At 61.7% G+C, this 16761-nt stretch carries 19 protein-coding genes and 1 tRNA gene; 7 read left to right on the top strand and 13 right to left on the bottom strand.

Annotated features, from left to right (window positions below):
- The first annotated feature begins 276 nt into the window (after positions 1 to 276).
- Positions 277 to 1038 carry a GNAT family N-acetyltransferase gene (locus OHD62_RS28875; RefSeq protein ID WP_263790143.1) on the top strand — a complete coding sequence of 254 codons (762 nt, stop codon included), beginning with the start codon at positions 277 to 279 and terminating at the stop codon, positions 1036 to 1038.
- A 13-nt stretch (positions 1039 to 1051) separates the two neighbouring features.
- Here the strand turns inward: OHD62_RS28875 and OHD62_RS28870 are convergent, their stop codons facing one another.
- The 7 genes from OHD62_RS28870 to OHD62_RS28840 all read right to left on the bottom strand — a co-directional run bounded on the left by OHD62_RS28870 (position 1052) and on the right by OHD62_RS28840 (position 8654).
- Positions 1052 to 1870 carry an MBL fold metallo-hydrolase gene (locus tag OHD62_RS28870; protein ID WP_263790141.1) on the bottom strand — a complete coding sequence of 273 codons (819 nt, stop codon included), beginning with the start codon at positions 1868 to 1870 and terminating at the stop codon, positions 1052 to 1054.
- Entirely contained in the window at positions 1867 to 2682 is an 816-nt protein-coding gene (locus OHD62_RS28865; protein WP_263790139.1) for a TatD family hydrolase, read from the bottom strand. Before OHD62_RS28865 ends, OHD62_RS28870 begins: the two co-directional genes overlap by 4 nt.
- Positions 2682 to 4241: a methionine--tRNA ligase gene (gene metG, locus OHD62_RS28860; RefSeq protein WP_263790136.1), complete on the bottom strand. Its 1560-nt coding sequence runs from the start codon at positions 4239 to 4241 to the stop codon at positions 2682 to 2684. Before metG ends, OHD62_RS28865 begins: the two co-directional genes overlap by 1 nt.
- Before the next feature lie 142 nt (positions 4242 to 4383).
- Positions 4384 to 5439, bottom strand: a complete 1056-nt coding sequence (locus OHD62_RS28855; protein ID WP_263790134.1) for a DNA polymerase III subunit delta' — start codon at positions 5437 to 5439, stop codon at positions 4384 to 4386.
- Positions 5436 to 6116, bottom strand: coding sequence for a dTMP kinase (tmk, locus tag OHD62_RS28850; RefSeq protein WP_263790131.1), 681 nt, complete (start codon positions 6114 to 6116; stop codon positions 5436 to 5438). Before tmk ends, OHD62_RS28855 begins: the two co-directional genes overlap by 4 nt.
- 112 nt (positions 6117 to 6228) lie before the next feature.
- Positions 6229 to 7410 carry a D-alanyl-D-alanine carboxypeptidase family protein gene (locus tag OHD62_RS28845; RefSeq protein ID WP_263790130.1) on the bottom strand — a complete coding sequence of 394 codons (1182 nt, stop codon included), beginning with the start codon at positions 7408 to 7410 and terminating at the stop codon, positions 6229 to 6231.
- Between the two features lie 101 nt (positions 7411 to 7511).
- A complete protein-coding gene (locus OHD62_RS28840; protein WP_318528609.1) occupies positions 7512 to 8654 on the bottom strand; it encodes a septal ring lytic transglycosylase RlpA family protein in 1143 nt (380 codons plus the stop codon).
- Here OHD62_RS28840 and OHD62_RS28835 point away from each other — a divergent pair.
- Positions 8641 to 8856: a hypothetical protein gene (locus OHD62_RS28835; RefSeq protein ID WP_263790208.1), complete on the top strand. Its 216-nt coding sequence runs from the start codon at positions 8641 to 8643 to the stop codon at positions 8854 to 8856. The genes OHD62_RS28840 and OHD62_RS28835 overlap by 14 nt on opposite strands.
- Before the next feature lie 214 nt (positions 8857 to 9070).
- Here OHD62_RS28835 and OHD62_RS28830 read toward each other — a convergent pair whose 3' ends face one another.
- On the bottom strand, positions 9071 to 9172 hold the full coding sequence (locus OHD62_RS28830; RefSeq protein ID WP_263790128.1) for a putative RiPP precursor: 102 nt from the start codon (positions 9170 to 9172) through the stop codon (positions 9071 to 9073).
- Positions 9173 to 9395: 223 nt separating this feature from the next.
- Here OHD62_RS28830 and OHD62_RS28825 point away from each other — a divergent pair.
- Positions 9396 to 9485, top strand: a tRNA-Ser gene (locus OHD62_RS28825).
- Positions 9486 to 9577: 92 nt separating this feature from the next.
- Here the strand turns inward: OHD62_RS28825 and OHD62_RS28820 are convergent.
- The gene (locus OHD62_RS28820; protein ID WP_263790127.1) at positions 9578 to 9880 is read right to left on the bottom strand and encodes a hypothetical protein; all 303 of its coding nucleotides are present in this window, start codon (positions 9878 to 9880) and stop codon (positions 9578 to 9580) included.
- A gap of 254 nt (positions 9881 to 10134) precedes the next feature.
- Here OHD62_RS28820 and OHD62_RS28815 point away from each other — a divergent pair, with 254 nt between their 5' ends.
- Both OHD62_RS28815 and OHD62_RS28810 read left to right on the top strand, forming a co-directional pair.
- Positions 10135 to 10347: a hypothetical protein gene (locus OHD62_RS28815; RefSeq protein WP_263790126.1), complete on the top strand. Its 213-nt coding sequence runs from the start codon at positions 10135 to 10137 to the stop codon at positions 10345 to 10347.
- Between the two features lie 441 nt (positions 10348 to 10788).
- Positions 10789 to 11028, top strand: coding sequence for a hypothetical protein (locus OHD62_RS28810; protein WP_263790124.1), 240 nt, complete (start codon positions 10789 to 10791; stop codon positions 11026 to 11028).
- Positions 11029 to 11319: 291 nt separating this feature from the next.
- On the opposite strand, the gene OHD62_RS28805 is transcribed toward OHD62_RS28810, so the two are convergent.
- The 3 genes from OHD62_RS28805 to OHD62_RS28795 form a co-directional block, all read right to left on the bottom strand.
- Positions 11320 to 11676, bottom strand: coding sequence for a VOC family protein (locus OHD62_RS28805; RefSeq protein WP_263790123.1), 357 nt, complete (start codon positions 11674 to 11676; stop codon positions 11320 to 11322).
- Positions 11677 to 11703: 27 nt separating this feature from the next.
- Positions 11704 to 12102, bottom strand: a complete 399-nt coding sequence (locus OHD62_RS28800) for an SRPBCC family protein (RefSeq protein ID WP_263790121.1) — start codon at positions 12100 to 12102, stop codon at positions 11704 to 11706.
- Positions 12103 to 12169: 67 nt separating this feature from the next.
- Entirely contained in the window at positions 12170 to 12949 is a 780-nt protein-coding gene (locus OHD62_RS28795) for a helix-turn-helix domain-containing protein (protein ID WP_263790119.1), read from the bottom strand.
- Positions 12950 to 13150: 201 nt separating this feature from the next.
- Here OHD62_RS28795 and OHD62_RS28790 point away from each other — a divergent pair, with 201 nt between their 5' ends.
- Entirely contained in the window at positions 13151 to 13921 is a 771-nt protein-coding gene (locus OHD62_RS28790) for an SDR family oxidoreductase (protein ID WP_263790117.1), read from the top strand.
- A gap of 529 nt (positions 13922 to 14450) precedes the next feature.
- Here the strand turns inward: OHD62_RS28790 and OHD62_RS28785 are convergent.
- The gene (locus OHD62_RS28785) at positions 14451 to 15830 is read right to left on the bottom strand and encodes a hypothetical protein (RefSeq protein ID WP_263790116.1); all 1380 of its coding nucleotides are present in this window, start codon (positions 15828 to 15830) and stop codon (positions 14451 to 14453) included.
- Between the two features lie 284 nt (positions 15831 to 16114).
- On the opposite strand from OHD62_RS28785, the gene OHD62_RS28780 reads away from it, so the two are divergent.
- Positions 16115 to 16708 carry a TetR/AcrR family transcriptional regulator gene (locus OHD62_RS28780; RefSeq protein WP_263790113.1) on the top strand — a complete coding sequence of 198 codons (594 nt, stop codon included), beginning with the start codon at positions 16115 to 16117 and terminating at the stop codon, positions 16706 to 16708.
- Positions 16709 to 16761: the final 53 nt, after the last annotated feature.

The raw sequence follows: 16761 nt of genomic DNA, 5'->3' as shown, positions 1-16761 counted from the left end.
AAGGGGACCACGCGCCAAGCCTACTCATGACCTGGCTCCCGGTTCGTGAATCGAGTCCGCGAAACTTCTCCCCGGTACACGAAACTCTGCGCCGGTTCGCGAAACTCGTCGCACCGACACGCATTACCCAAATAGCTGCTCCATCAGAAAGTCGCATAAGATAGATTATGGAACTTGAGCATAAGCCCGGCAGCTTGGAATTGCTGGTGATTTTCATAGGCTTGGCGCAATTGATGCGTGTTGCCTTGAGCCGATGGCCAACGCTACGCTGCCCGGATGACGACAGCAAAGCGTGAGATCGAAGCGGCGATCGAGGTGTTCGTGCATGGGTACAGCACCGGCAAGAGCCAGACCTTTCCTTACGAGGCCAGCCGCGTCGGGCCATTGTGGCTGATGCGCGATGCTGTGCGCAAGAATCCTCGCGACTACCGCAGCGAGGAATGGGTCGTCCATGACATCGCCGCCCAGGAAGCTGACGCGATCGTGCGGCAGCATGCGCGGCCGAGCTTCGCTATATCGGTTGCGATCGCGAGCGAGGAACCGGATGGGCCAACGCGAACCGCGTACAGGGCTCTCGGCTACCGGCTGCTTCGGACGGAAGGATTTTTCGTCCAGCCACTGAGCCAGATTCCAAAGCCGGCGGCGATTGTTTCGATCGAACGCGTGCGGACAGTCGAACGGGCGGCGCAGTTGGGAAAGATCATGCGCAGGCGGCCGATCGCGGACGATCTGCTCGGCGACGGCGCGCCGTTCCGCCAATATGTGGCGGTCGATGGCGACGATATCGTTGGACGCGTGCGCAGCGTGGATGCTGTCGGCGCCACGTGGTGCGCGGACATGTATGTCGAGCCTTCGCACCGGCGTCGCGGTATCGGCCAGGCACTTATGTCGAAAATGTTGCATGACGACCGGGCCCACGGGTCGCGGTGCTCGGTGCTGGCCGCGACGCATGCAGGGGCGCTGCTTTATCCCCGGATGGGCTACAAGCGGATTGGAACGCTGCTGATATTCGGTCTAAAGAGCCGAATGCGCTTATGAAGCGCCATCCGTATCACACTGACTCATAAGGCATTTCCAAGATCAGGCCATCATAGGCCGGCTCGACATTGGCCGGCGTCTCGGCCATCACCACGGCGTAATCGAGCGGCACGTGCATATGCGTCAGTACGGCCTTTTTCGGCGCCAGCCTTTCGATCCAGTCAAGCGCCTGGCCAAGCGATAGATGGCTCGGATGCGTCCTGTATTGCAGAGCGTCGATGACCAGCATTTCCAGGCCGTGCAGCCACTCGACCGTAGCCTCCGGGAAGTCGCTGATATCGGGACAATAGGCGAGCCTGCCGATGCGAAAACCAAGCGAGATAATGTCGCCATGAAACTGCGGCAGCGGCTGGAGGGTGAGGGCCCCCCCCTCTCCTTCGATCACCACCGGCCGGGCGTGATCGATGATATGGGCATTGACGATCGGCGGATAGGAACTGCCTAGCGGCGTTTCGAAACAATAGCCGAACGCCTGCCGCAAGCGCAGCATGGTGGCTTGGTCGGCATGGATATCGATCAGCTGGCGCTGTTCGAGCACGAAGCCGCGCAAATCGTCGATGCCGTGGATATGGTCGGCATGCGGATGCGTGTACACGACGGCATCGATGCGCCTGACCGATGCCAGCAGCATCTGCTCGCGGAAATCCGGCCCGGTGTCGATGACCACGGTGGTTCGGCCACCATTTGCCGCGATCCGCTCGACGAGGGCTGCGGTGCGCATGCGCCGGTTCCTGGGATTGGCGGGATCGCAATTGCCCCAGTCGCCGGTGATGCGCGGCGTACCCGGCGACGAGCCGCAGCCGAGGATGGTAAGACGCAGCCGGTCGCTCATGCGCCCGGAGCCTGCGTGTCCGGGCCCTCTGTTTTGGAGCGGGGCATCTTCCTGAACAGCCGGAAGAAATTGTCCGTCGTGATATCGGCGATCTCGGCTTCGCCGACGCCGATCGTTTCGGCCAGAACCTTGGCTGTATGCGCGACATAGGCGGGCTCGTTGCGCTTGCCGCGAAATGGTATCGGCGCCAGATATGGCGCGTCGGTTTCGACCAGCAGGCGCTCCTGCGGCACGTCGGTCGCGATGGCGCGCAGATCGGCCGAGTTCTTGAAGGTCAGGATGCCGGAAAAGGACACATAGCCGCCGAGCCTGACGCCCACTTCGGCAAGCCTGCGCCCCGACGAAAAACAATGCAGGATGAAGGGGAAGGCGCCCTTCCCTGTTTCTTCCTCTAGGATCGCCGCCATGTCGTCATCGGCGTCGCGCGAATGGATGACCAGCGGCAGCTCCGTCTGGCGTGCGGCGGCGATATGGGTGCGAAAGCCCTGGGCTTGCACCTCGCGCGGCGCGTGATCGTAGAAATAGTCGAGGCCGGCCTCGCCGATCGCCACCACCTTGGGATGCCCGGACAGGCGCACAAGCTCGTCGGCAGTCACGTCAAGCTCTTCGGCCGCATTGTGCGGATGGGTGCCGACCGAGCAATACACGTCATCGAAAGACTCGGCAATCTCAAGCACTTGCTGGAACCGCTTTACACGCGTCGAGATCGTCACCATGCGGCCGATCCCGGCCGCTTTGGCGCGGGCGACGATGGCCGCCCGCTCCTCTGCGAAATCCGGAAAGTCGAGATGGCAGTGACTGTCGACCAGCATCAGGCGTTCGCGTCCGGCTGTTCGACTTCGACATAGCGTGGAAACACCGGTTGCGGCGCCGGCAGAGCCGTACCGGGCACCAGCGCGTGGTCTTCCGCGACATGCGCGAAATCACGGCTGTCCGCCGGGACCGCCAGGATGTCCAGCAGCTTGGCCGCGGCGCCCGGGATGAAGGGCTGGCAGAGCAGCCCTACCCGCCGGATCACCTCCGCCGTGGTCCACAGCACCGTCTCCATGCGTGCCGGGTCAGCCTTCCTCAGCGCCCAGGGCTCCTGGCCCGCAAAATAGCGATTGGCCTCCGCCACCACGCCAAAGATCGCCGCCAGCGCCAGATGAATGCCCTGCTCAGCCATCGCCTTGCGTGCCATGGCAAGTGCTGCCGTGGCTTGGTCGAGGATCGCCTTGTCGGCGTCCGCCAGTTCACCGCGTTTGGGCACCACGCCGCCGCAGTTTTTGGCGATCATCGACAGCGATCGCTGCGCCAGATTGCCGAGATCGTTGGCGAGATCGGCATTGGTGCGGTTGACGATCGCCTCGTGGCTGTAGCTGCCATCCTGGCCGAAAGGCACTTCGCGCAGGAAGAAGTAGCGCACCTGGTCGAGGCCGTAATGTTCGATCATGGTGAACGGATCGACGACGTTGCCGACCGATTTCGACATCTTCTCGCCGCGGTTGAACAGAAACCCGTGGCCGAAGACGCGCTTCGGCAATGGGATGCCGGCCGACATCAGGAACGCCGGCCAATAGACTGCATGGAAGCGCACGATGTCCTTGCCAATGATATGCGCATCCGCTGGCCAAAAGCGCCAATCATCAGCCTTTTCATCGGGATAGCCGACGCCGGTGATGTAATTGGTCAGCGCGTCGACCCAGACATACATCACATGCTTGTCGTCGCCCGGCACCGGGACACCCCAGTCGAAGGTAGTGCGCGAGATCGACAGGTCCTTCAGCCCCGACTTGACGAAGCTCATCACTTCGTTGCGCCGCTCGGCCGGGCCGATAAAGTCGGGCTGGCTTTCGTAAAGCGACAGCAGCCTGTCCTGATAGGCTGACAGGCGAAAGAAATAGCTTTCCTCCTCGACCCATTCGACTGGCGTCCCTTGCGGGCCGTAGCGGACATTGTCGGGGCGGACTTCGGTTTCCTCTTCGCCGTAATAGGCCTCGTCGCGCACCGAGTACCAGCCGGCATAGCCGCCCTTGTAGACGTCGCCATTGGCCGCCATCGCCTTCCAGATCGCCTGGGAGGCGGCGTAGTGCCGCTTTTCGGTGGTGCGGATGAAATCGTCATTGGAGGCATTGAGCGCAACGGCCATGCGCTTAAAGTCCGCCGAATTGCGGTCGGCCAACTCGCGCGGCGAAACGCTTTCGCGCTTCGCCGTCTGCAGCATCTTGATGCCGTGCTCGTCGGTGCCGGTGAGAAAGAAAACTTGCTTGCCGTCGAGCCGCTGGAAACGGGCGAGCGCGTCGGTGGCGATCAACTCATAGGCATGGCCGATATGCGGTTTGCCATTCGGATAGGAAATCGCGGTCGTGATGTAGAATGTGTCGCGTGACATGAATGAACCGTCGTGAATGTCTGAATGCAAGGTGTGGCGGTGGATATCGCATCGGAACGGCGATTGCCATCCCGAGGCAATGCATGCATGCCGCCCAAAAGCGGCCCCGGGTTTGGGGCACCGGCATGCATCAAAAAAACCGTCACATTCGCATTGCAGAATTCAGGCGGTCGATCATGGTCAAGGCGTGCTGCTTCTTGTCGAGATTGTAGGTATCGGTCTCAGATATAGCGTTCAGCGCCTCGTGCCAAGTGTCCGACAATGTTTTGGCCCGAGCCAGATCGCCGGCAAGTGCCGCCTCGCTGGCGCTGGCCGAAAGCAGGTCGAGCGCCCGGCGATTGAAGATGTCGAACTGGATGGCCTGATCGCGACCGGCGACTGCCTCTGCCAGGCGATAGGCGCCGGCGACGTCGCCCTTTCTCGCTGTCACCAGGGCATCGAGCGTCTCGGCGATTTCCAGCCCGCCATACTGCGTCAAAAGGATCGCGGCGCGCGCGCTGCCCCCTGCCCGCTCGGCCAGTGCTGCGCGTGCTGCCGGATTGTCTGGTGGCGGCGGCTCGACCCCTTCCAGAACCGTCATCAGGCTTTCCGCGTCGAGCTGCGTCAGCCGCACCATCTGGCAGCGCGACCGGATCGTCGGCAGCAGGCTGCCCGGCGCATGGACGATGAGGATGAACAACGTCCGCGCCGGCGGTTCTTCAAGGTTCTTCAACAAGGCATTGGCGGCGTTGGCATTCATATCGTCGGCCGGGTCGACGATCACCACCCGGTAGCTGCCGTCATGCGAGGTCAGCGACAGGAAGCGGCTGACCCTGCGGATCTCGTCGACGGTGACGACCGTCTTGAAGCTTTTGGTCTTGTCGTTCGCCGGGCGTGTCAGATGCAGCACCGAAGGATGCGCACCGGTGGCGATCTGGCGAAACAGCGATGACGCCGGGTCGGGAACGGCCAGAGCATCCGGCGCCTGCTCGGAGGCCGGATGCTTCAAAAGATGGTGCGCCAGATGGAAGGCTAGCGTCGCCTTGCCGATGCCGACCGGGCCGGCAAAGATCAGCGCATGCGGCAGCTTCCCCGAGCGATAGGCCGACGCAAGCATGGTCGCCGCCTGGCCATGTCCGATCAGACGCGGGGTCTCGGACGGCTCCGGCACCCCATCCAGCGTGTCATGCTGCTCAGGTGCGATGCGTTCGAAGATCATGCCGGCGATGCCTGCTTGCGGTGTGTTTGTGTTGGCGCCAGCGCCGCCAGGGCCGCGAACACCGTGGCGGTGACGACGTTCTCCACCGCTTCGGGGTCAGCAGACGCGTCGATGACGATGCAGCGTTCCGGCTCGGCAGCCGCGATTGCCAGAAACGCTTCGCGGCGGCGCTGGTGGATAGCAAGAGTTTCCTTCTCGAAACGATCGGCGTCGGCATCGCTGCCCCGCCGTGCGGTGGCGCGACGCAAGCCCTCGGTCGGGTCGATATCGAAGATCAGCGTCATGTCGGGCACCATGCCGTTGATGGCAACCTCTTCCAGCGCGTCCATGAACGCCGGATCGATACCGCCGGTAACGCCTTGGTAGACGCGCGAGGAATCCATGAAGCGGTCGCAAAGCACGATCGAACCGCGCTCCACCGCCGGTCGGATGACCTGCTCGACATGATCGGAACGCGCGGCTGCAAAAAGCAGCGCCTCCATCTTGGGCCCGAACGGTTCGGCGGCGCCTGAAAGCAGGACATGCCGGACCGCCTCCGCGCCTGGCGAGCCGCCCGGCTCACGCGTGACAAGGACATCGTATTTCTTGGCGCGCATCTTCCTGGCCAGCCGCTCGATCTGCGTCGACTTGCCTGCTCCTTCGCCGCCTTCGAAGGTGATGAAAAATCCGCGCGCCAATCAAAACGCCTCCGTCGGTACCTGGGGACGGTCATAGTCCCGGCCGGGAAAAAGGTCCACCGCGACGCCTTGGTCTTTATGCGTGTCACTGCGCACCCTTGAGTAACGTGCGCTAACGCAACCAGCCGACGGCCAGTTCCTTGGCAGCATCGAACGCGCGCTGCCGCAACGAGCCCACACCGACCGACTCGGCCGCGAAAAGCGGGGTCTCCTGGCTAAGCGTGTCACCGATCCAAACGCGCAGCACGCCCACCGGCTGCCCCTCCTCCACGGGTGCTGCAACCGGTCCGTCATAGACGATGTTGGCAGTAACCTTGTCGCGGTTGGCGGTGGGCAGGAAGATCGTCACCGGCCCCTTTGCCTTCAGCGCCACGCCGGATTTCGCGCCACCGAAAACCTGGGCCTCGCCGACCACCTCATCGCCAGCGAAAATCGCGGTCTTCTGGAACGAGCGGATGCCCCAGTCGAGCAGCTTTCGCGCTTCCTCCGCGCGCTCGCGGTCGCTGGTCAGACCGCTCATCGCCGCGATCAACCGCGTACCGTCGCGGTTGATCGAACCGACAATGCCGAAACCGGCGGTCTCGCTGGCACCGACCGCCAGGCCATCGGCGCCGATATCCATCGCTAGCAGCGGATTGCGGTTCCTCTGCAGGATCTTGTTCCAGGTGAAATCCTTCTGCCCATAGTAGTGATAGAGATCGGGATAATCGCGCCAGATATGCAAGGCCAGCAGCGCAAGCTCACGAACCGTCGTTTGCTGACCGTCGGCCGGCAGGCCGGTCGAATTGACGAATGTCGATTTGGCGAGACCGATCTGCCTGGCGCGTTCAGTCATCTGCGCGGCGAAATTCGTCTCCGATCCGGCGAAGCCTTCGGCAATGACGATGCAGCCGTCATTGGCTGCCTGGACCGTCACGCCCTGGATGAGGTCGTCCAGCCGGATTGCCGATTTGAGCTTGGCGAACATGGTAGAGGTTCCCGACGGCGCGCCGCCGGTGCGCCAGGCGTGTTCGCTGACCACGAATGTATCGTCGAGCGTCACGCGCCCCGACTTGATGGCGTTGAAGACCACTTCCATCGTCATCAGCTTGGCCAGCGACGCTGGTGGCATCGGCCTGTCGGCGTCCTTGGCAAACAGCACCGCGCCTGTTTCGGCATCGATCATGAACGCCTGCGCGGCCTTGGTCTCGAAAAGCTGCGCCGCCGCCGGCGCCAGCGAGACCAGCAGCAGGCCAAGACCCAAAAGCCCAGCGAAAGGGAACCCGGCAAAAGGCCAGGCGCAGCAAAATTTCATCAGAGGTTCGACCCGTCAGCCGGCATTCAGGGCAGGCCTTACAAGCTATCAGGCTTTTCCCCGGCGCAACAACCACACCATGGAAAAACTGGCCTCGCCCGTCAGTTCCGCACGGCGAGCGCGTCAGGCGCACCATGTGACCACGCCGCTTGCAGCATCTCGTCCAGGCTGCCATGGCCGTCAGGGTAGAGATTGACCGAATACCAGTCTTGGCCATCGAGTTCGGAGCGCTGAATTTCGGTCTTGCCGAAGCCGGAAAGCTGCGCCGCCACGCGCTTCGCCTCGACGGCATCCTCGAACGAACCCGCCGCGACATACTCCGTTGGCGAACCAGCCGATGGAGCTTCCGGGTTGGCCCGCTGCCACGACTGGAGAATTTCGGCGGGCGACATGCCATCGCCATCCAACGCGGCAAAGGCGTTGGACGCGCGCTCCACGCGCTCATCCGCATAAGACAGCGACGCCACAGTGAACGGCGATTGCGGCGGCAGATTGATCTCCGGGCGCTCTGGCACGATCGGTCCGAAATCGGGCAGTGTCACATCGCCGATGCCCGTCTGCGCCGACATGACCGGCTGCGCTTCGGGTGCCGATCCGGAATTGGTCAGCTGACCTGGGAACGGCACGGCGGCCGTGCCTGCCGGCAGGCTCGGCGACGATCCATTCATGGCGATCATCACGCCGGTCGGCAGGCCATCGGATGGATCCGGCGCCCTGTTGCCGGGATGGTAGGACGCCATCAGATACTGGTCGTCATTGCCGTCGAGCGGCGCCCGTCCGACATACTCCACCTTCACCTTGGCCGTGCCGCTATTGGCATAGTCGAGCATTTCGGCGGCGCGCTTCGACACGTCGATGATGCGCCCGTCATGGTAGGGGCCGCGATCGTTGACCCGCACGATGACCGAGCTGCCGGTCTTCATGTTGGTGACCCGCGCATAGCTCGGCAGCGGCATCGTCGGATGCGCGCCGGTCAGATGCGTCATGTCGTAGACTTCACCATTGGCGGTCAGCCGGCCGTGGAAGGCTTCGCCATACCATGAGGCCAGACCCACCTTGGCATAGCCCCTGTCCTCCTTCGGATAGTACCACTTGCCGCGCACCTGATAGGGCTTGCCGAGCTGGTCGCGGCCGCCGCCACGCTGCAGGCCCGACATCTTGAAAGTGACCCGCGGGCTGGCCTTCACGCCATATTCGGCCTCGGAGAAATATTCCTTGGAGCGGGGCTTCTTGGTGTTGACCATCGCCTTCGGTTCGGGTGTCGCGCACGATGCCAAGAAGGCAGCCGACAAGGCCAACAACACGAAAGCGGAAGCGCGACGGAAATGTGGGCGCGCCACAGGCTGCATTTTTCTGATGTCCCCTACAAGTCTCGACAAGGCGCGCTACTACCCTGAACCCCAGTGGAACCAGAGCACCGGCTCGACAAATGCCAGCGACGCCTGATTCCAATCCCCTTGTGCGCAGGAATTCTTTATCAGCGTATTAACCGATTGTGGTCGGAACCGGGCAAGATTGTGGCACGGGCCAGCAAGGCGTTCGGCATGAAAAGTGATAGCTTTTCGACCGACGGCTTGGCCCGTAGTCGCATTACAGCGCGCTCTTCGTCGTCAGTGCGAAAAGCTGAATCCGCAATACAATCTCGGATGCTAGGCGTCGGTCATTCCGCCTGCGGCTCTGGTTCTGATGGAATTTCCTGCGCCGTTACGTGCGACAGCTTTCCGAGCTTTATCAAGATTGGCTTCTCGTAGGTCTTCTTCATGGATTTCCCCCGAAAGTTGAAAACGTGCCGCGTTGGCCAGTCTTGCGCCATATTGTCAATCGACCGGCCATACTTTGCCGTCGACAGAAAGGCTGCGGCCGGTTGACAGGGCTTTGCTGGGCGCACTAGAGCAATGACGCGCGAATGATCTCGGGGCGCGGCAGCGCCAAAAAAACACCTGAACGGATCAGGACGCGCACTCAAGTGATTGAAAAATCACCATGGAGGGATGGCCGAGCGGTTTAAGGCACCGGTCTTGAAAACCGGCGTGGGTGCAAGCCCACCGTGGGTTCGAATCCCACTCCCTCCGCCAAGTGACATCGCAGGTGAAGCCTATCTCGTCTTCGAAAACGCGGATACTTCGACTGATTGTCGACTCCTTCATACTGCAAGTTTGCCGGTTGATCAGTGACGACCCTTCGGCGCTTCCAGAAACTCGACAAAGCTCTCTGTTACCTTCTCGAGTGGCGTTCCTTCTGCATTGCAGCCTCGCACGATAGCGGCCGCGATTTGCAGCATGTCGGCTCGGCTCCCGACAAGCTTCGCCACCACGGCGTTCTCCGTGCCTTCATTGTCGTCGTCGTAGCTAAAGCGCTGCGCCACAAACAGGGTCAGCCTGAGATTGTCGCCCATGAACTGGAGTGGGCCGGCGCCGGTGACAAAGGTGTCAGAGACGCAGAACGGTTCGACTGTCGGGACGTTGCTCATGAAGCTCTTCCTTCGAGTGCCTTCTAACAGGCATTCCTCACCTTATCGGGCGTACCTGCCGCGACGTTACAGTGAAGTCGCGTCCGGTCATCACCTGATCGAAGGAGACGGCAAAGCTTGCGCGCGTGCTAGGGTTGCGCCAGGTTCGCGGGCTACGTCTTCCCCGCATAGAGCGACACGAAAAAAGTTGATTTTTCGAACTGGCGATATGGCGTTAGTCTGCAGTGCACTCTCGCAAAGCTAGGAGCCATAGGATGAGGACCACCATCTTAGTCGCCGCCGCTCTATGCCTTTCAGTGTCCGGCGCCGCAGCGGAATGTCCCGGCCACACCAAAACGACGGCTTCCGTAGATCAGCAAACCAAAGTGGCAAGCATCGCGAACAGCAATACGCCGGCAACTGCCGAGACCGCGACAACTGCCGATACGCCGATCCTCAAAAAGGAAGACGCGAAAGCGGCAGAATAGGCGCTCGATAAGAGCAAGCCCCGACTGACCGCCGTAGGTGCCGGAGCGTCTGACGTGAGCCGAAGCATCTTTGGCTTTGCTCCAAGAGCGTCATAAGTCCCGCCAAACCGTTCGAAAGAGGCGCCGGACCTGCCCCCCTGGCGCCTCTTTCCACCTCTTCAATTCTCCGACCACAACCGCCGGCCCATAGCCGTCCGGATCGAAGAAATGGGCGGCCGCCTGGGAAGGCGTAAGTCCGGCTCGGCGATCTTGCCGCCGGCGACGCCGCTCTCGATCTCCTCAAAGATTCCGGCATGCCTCGTCCCGTTTTGGCACGATCGGATTGGCATCTGAATTGCACATAGAGACTCGCCAGAGTTGGGCTCGCTAATTGCGGGACAGCGAGCTTCTTCGGTCATTGTGTGAGCGTCTTCATATCAGTTTCACACACGACGGCTTTGAATGGTGTCGCCAAGCGCTGCGAAGGAGATGGAAATGGGTTTAGCCGAAAACTTGTCCGATATCGCGCTCACATTCGGTTGTCCGGATTGCTCGCATCCGACGGTGAGGAAGGGCTCTGCGCTGAGAACGATCGCGCACATCAGATGCGACGGCTGCAACGCCAAGGTGCGGATCACTTATCCGCACAAGCTGGCGATCTTCGAAAAGCACAAGCAAATGGCCCCCCAACGCGCGTTTTGATTGGCTGTTTCCGTGGCGCATTCCTCATCGAGGTTTCCATCGGGACCAATTGTATGTGGCCATGCCCTATCGGCTCTCATCAGAGCGCGAAGCAAGCCAGCCCGATCGACGACGGCCCATCGAGACGTTGTAGCCTTTAGCGCTGCATATATTGACGCCTTCCTGAGCAATTTCAGTGGCTGTCGCGAGGGAGATGTTTTTCTCCTGTAGATCGCGTGATCGGAGGTGCCGGACCTTCAGAAGGAAATTGATGCGGGGGCGCCGGATCCGGCCCGGCGCCCTTCCTTCTCCTCATTTGCTCGACCACACCGCCAGTTCATAGCCGTCCGGATCGGAGAAATGGAAGCGGCGGCCGCCGGGGAAGGAGTAAGCCGGCTTGACGATCTTGCCGCCGGCCTCCTCGACGCGGCGCTGGGTCTCGTCAAGGTCGTCGGCATAGAGGATCACCAGCGGACCACCTGTCGCTCTGCTTTGGCCACCGAGAGCGAAGCCGCCCGTCAGGCGGCCGTCGTTGAACTCGCAATAGCCCGGTCCATAGTCCTTGAAGGACCATTCGAAGGCCTTGCCATAGAAGTCGCGCGAGCGCGCGATGTCGCCGACGGAAAACTCGACATAGTCGATGCGCTTGTCGTTGCTGGATTTAGCCATGATCGTCTCCTTTCGTGGTTTTGAAGCTCAGCGTTCGAGCAGTGCTTTCAGGGCCCGGAGGTCGCGCTCCACCGCGGCGGCGTCGGCAGCGAAAATCTCCTCAGTCATGTCCGGCGGCTTCAGAAGGGTGAACATGACCTCCGCGCCGGTCGCGTTGGGAACCACGCGCACCGCATTGCGGGTTTCCTTGTCCCCGGCAAAGACGATGTGATCGAGGACACCGAATTCGTTGGGCCGGGAGAAGCGGATGCGGATGAGCCGACCGTCCGGATCCTCCGCCTTCCACTCCTCGCCCGATTGCTCGAAGCGCCTGCCGAGGCCCGCCGCCCAACGCTGGAAGTTCTCCGGGATGGAGGCGAAGTCGTAGACTTCGCGCCAGTCCCGGTCGATGGACACGGTGATGATGCGGGATTTGTAGATGCTCATATCTGCCTCCTTCGAATAAAGGCAGATTAGGCAGACGTTACGGTCGCGTATTGAACAAAACGGCCAGTCAGGCGCCGTACTGCCGCAGAACCGTAGCGGGCGAAAAGCCTGACAGACGCCGTACCTCGCGGGTAAGATGGGCCTGGTCGCTATAGCCCGCTTCGAAGGCGAGACCGGCAAGGCGCTCGCCGCCGGACTGCCGCGCCAGGTTCAGGAACCGCTGGAAGCGGAGAATACGGTCGAGCGTCTTCGGGCCATAGCCGAAAGCCTCCTGGCAGCGGCGGCGCAGCGTGCGCGGGCTGACGTCCAGCCGGTCGAGGATCACCGCCATGCCCCGCCCGGCGGATTCGGTTTTCAGCGCATTGAAGGCAAATCCCATGTCCGGAGGCGGCGGCTCGACATCGGGTGCGAGCTTGGAGAGTGCCGCTTGCATCGCCCGCATCCCCTCCGCCGTGGAGGACGCATCACCAATTCTCTGGGCGATTTCGCGCGCCAGTGTTCCCCAAAAGTGGCTGAGCGGCACCCGGCCGCCGACAATCTCCGACATTGGCAGGCCGAGCCACCTGCTTGCCGCCCCTGGCCGGAAGCGGGCGCCGATCACGGTACAGCCGGGTGTCAGTGTCGAGATGGCGACGGCAACGTCGGGGCCTGCTACGACCAGCTCGCCGTTGATCCAGGTGATGTCGACGCAGCCATCCGGGACCACGGCCGACGGGCCACCTCCATCCGGTCGCACCGCATTGGACCAGACACACTGGAAATGCCCTTCGAGTGCGGCCGGAGGATTGAATTCACGGTAGTCCCCGATCGCCCCGGAAAGGACGGGTGTGTTGGTGTCAGACGTCACGAGCCTCTCCCGTAAGGGGCACTTTCTCGGCGGGCGTTCTTCGGCGCTCGCATCTAATCTATTGCCGTGGCGGCTTGCATCAACCCTGCCCTTCGCCGGATCCGCCATTTGCAGTCGGTTCCCCGCCGTCCCGCGACATAGCTGCCGATTGCTGCGTGGCATGGTTTTGACTATCCCTGTGCCTGCACAGGACCGCTTGGCATGAGCATTTTCGACAGGTTTTCCCTTAAGGGGCGTGTGGCGCTCGTCACTGGAGGCGGGCGTGGACTCGGCTTCGAGATCGCGCGCGCCTTTGCCGAAGCGGGAGCCCATGTGGTTGTGACCGGTCGTACGGCCGCAACGCTCGACAGCGCCGTCGCCACCATCGCAAAGAGCGGCGGCAGTGCCGAGGCGGCGATCTTCGACATAGCGGACACGGCAGCCGGCCGCGCCGCGATCGCGGACATCCGTCAGACCCGCGGCCGGTTGGACATCCTCGTCAACAATGTCGGCGCCCGCGACAGGAGGCCGCTTGTGGCGTTCGGGGATGACGATATCCTTGAGCTGATCCGGACCGATCTGCTCTCGGCGATCTCACTGTCGCGAGACGCGGCGGAGATCATGAAGGCGCAAGGCTATGGCCGGCTGATCGCGGTTACCTCGATCGTTGGCGAAATGGCGCGTCCAGGTGACGCCGTCTATCCCGCCGCCAAGCAAGGCCTGACCGGCCTGATGCGCAGCATGGCCGTCGAATATGGCGCGCACGGGGTGACCAGCAACGCCATTGCCCCTGGGATGTTTGCAACCGAGACCAATGCCGCGTTGGCGGAAAATCCCGACATGCATTCCTTCGCCCGCCAGCGGGTTCCGCTGCAACGCTGGGGACGGCCGGATGAAATCGCCGGCGCCGCCCTTTTCCTCGCCAGCGATGCGGCTACCTTCGTCAACGGCCATGTCTTGACCGTCGATGGCGGAATGTCCGTGCAGATGTGACGATTTGCGCGGCACTGAAAATTCGCCAGGCGTCACGCCCCGTTCACGGCGCAATGCGCCATTTAGTTTCTTGCCCACTCCAAGCGTTTGGTTTCGAAGTGTCTGGTTTCGGGCTCAAACACCTTTTGGAGCAGTGATGCGCGAACCAGGCCGGCCACGCCTTTTGACACGACCAAGACCCATGCCGGTCGTCCCAAAGGCGACTTGACGGCTCGAAGCCGTGCCAAATTCAGTGCAGTAGACGACATCCTCGCGCTGCCGGAAGGCGATCGAGCCGGCACCTCTGCGCTCTAGACCAACATCCTTAAGCAGATGATCATTGAGGTAACTGAGTGGCGCGAGTTCAGGCCATGTATCGCGATTTGACCTTAGCTGCCTCCCGAAACACGCCGCGACCTTGTGGTAGAGGGAACTTGACCATACTGACATAGTGGTTTCCAACGACCGAAGAGTTCGACTTCGGCCTCGCTTTGCGTTGATCGGGATATCGGGCTCAAAATTGCGAAAGAGCGGCACAGCGGAACGGGTCTCAGCCCCAGTTGCTGTCGTGCTCAGCGTGCGTACTGAGGTAGGCGCCCGGCGCGAAATGCATGTCGTAGAACTCTGTGTCGAGCCGATGCGCCTGGAGATACATCAGGTTGAAGATCGCCGGCACGGTGGCCGGGAATCTGCCGAAGGTATCGTATATATACTGGGCCATCACGGACACGCAGTCGACGAACTCCGCTCCCATCGGCGCGGCGCTGGTGCGGACTATCTCCGAGTGCTTGTAGGGGCCTTTTGTCTCGCCATGGAACGGCCCTCCCTTGCCGAACTTGCGCTCGACCACCGCCTCCACGGCGGCGCGCATGTCCGGAAAATGCGGCGGACAGTGCGCTTCGAACACGCCCGGCAGTCCGGTCACATGGGGCAATGGTTTTCCGGGGATCATGTCGAACCGGAACCCGAGACCGGGAACGGCGGGATCGCCGCTGGCGCCCTGAACCGTGAACGGGTTGAGGCCATCGTACATCCAGCCGCCGAGACCAAGTGCCTGCAGCATTAGGGCGCCCGCGTAGCAGGCCGTCGAGGTTTCAACGGTAACTTCGGTGAGAGCCAACTGCTCTACGAACGTCAGCGGATACGGATTCTGCAGATCCACCAGCCCGGCGAAGTTTTCGAGCCCCGGGATTGGCCGGCCATTGACGTCGTCGTAGACGCAGGCTCCGTTCTGAACGAGGTAGCAAAGCGTGAGCACCATGTGCTGAGCGAGATCCGCGACAGGAATAATCAGCGTGCTGCCGGGAACATTGCCACACCACTCGTTGTGCATCTCCATGTGCTCGGGAGAGCGCGGGACGTTTAGCCGCTGATCCGCCAGTTTGACGATGCGCGACCGGTGCGCCCCGAGATACGCGTCCAAGTCAGTCTCGCCGCCGACCGACATGACGGACGCCATGTCCCGCGTCGGCAGGAAATAGACTCCGGTATCGTCGGTGAAGAAGATCTCCGATGTGTGAAACCCTGCCGAAGACGGGAATGTGCGGCCACCGGCGGCGCCCGCATAGTTCGGCATTTTTGGAGCGTAGTGTTTGTTGTGCGGAATGAGATTTGCCCATCCCGTGTTGCCCGCCACTGTGGTCAAGAGCAGCATCTTTTCGATCTCGGTGATCGGCGCCGCAGGACTTTTTGAGGTATAGGCAAGAGGACCGTCCGGAATGGATGCGCCCTTCGCAAAACGCCGCGAGCGGCGGCCGTGAATCGCCTGGAGCAGCGGAAAGGTAGCGACTTGCGCAAGGCCGCGCTCCGGGGCGGTTCTGACATCATTCTGCGGTTTCACCGGAGTGGCGCCGGACGCGATGCCGCCCAGCAGGCCACTTGCACCGATCACGGATGCACCCAGTACGTTTCTACGGGTTTGGTCGAACATTGTTCTGTCTCCTGATGCGCCTCGGCGACTTGACTTCAGCTTCGCGGATGCGCCGTCTGGCTTGTGGTTTCGTGTGCCCAGAACATCCACGGACCAGCGTTCCAAAACCAGTTGGCTTACGGTATACTGGCCGCAAATCGAAAATTGTTGTTTAGAGACAATGTCTTGCAGAGCCGCAGCCGGCATGACTGCGCGCCGTCGTCGTAAGATTTTGTACTGACGGTCCAGAAAGCGGGTATGCCTTGAGCACAAATGTACGCGGAAGTTCGACGCGACAGCGCATTATGGACGTCGCCCAGGACGCTGTCCTGCTGAAAGGCTTCGAAGCGACGTCGATCGACGAAATCGTCGCGGCCGTAGAGATATCCAAGGGCGGATTTTTCTACCATTTTGCCGACAAGAACGCGTTGGCGCAGGCGTTGATCCGGCGCTACATCGAGGAGGAGGATCGCATTTTCGACGACCTGTTCGGCAGGGCACGCGAACTCAATGACGATCCATTGCATGCCATGCTGGTCGGCCTGAAAATGCTTGCTGAACTGTTCGAGAATTTGCCGCAGGCGCACCCCGGCTGCCTGGTCGCCACGACCGCCTACCAGGACAGGATGTTCAACACCGAGGTTCGCGAGTTGAATCGTTCTGCAATCCTGGGCTGGCGTGCCAGGTTTCTCGCAATGATCGAGGATATCCGCGCGTTATACCCTCCTAACGAGCCGGTCGACATGGGCGCCCTCGCCGACATGGTCATGGGCGTGGCCGAAGGAGGTATCATTCTGTCCAAGGCGTTGAATGAGCCGAGTGCACTGCCGGCGCAAATCATGCTGTTCCGGACCTATCTGAAACTGCTCTTCAGCCCTCGTTTAAGGCCGGCACTGTGAGCGGGCGGTCTAGCTAGCGGTAACATGCGTCGTGATGACCGAGGCCTCGTCCG

Origin of the sequence: Mesorhizobium sp. YC-39, from assembly GCF_025753795.1 — a bacterium.
Lineage (GTDB): Bacteria > Pseudomonadota > Alphaproteobacteria > Rhizobiales > Rhizobiaceae > Mesorhizobium.
This window is presented reverse-complemented; position numbering and strand designations above follow the sequence as displayed.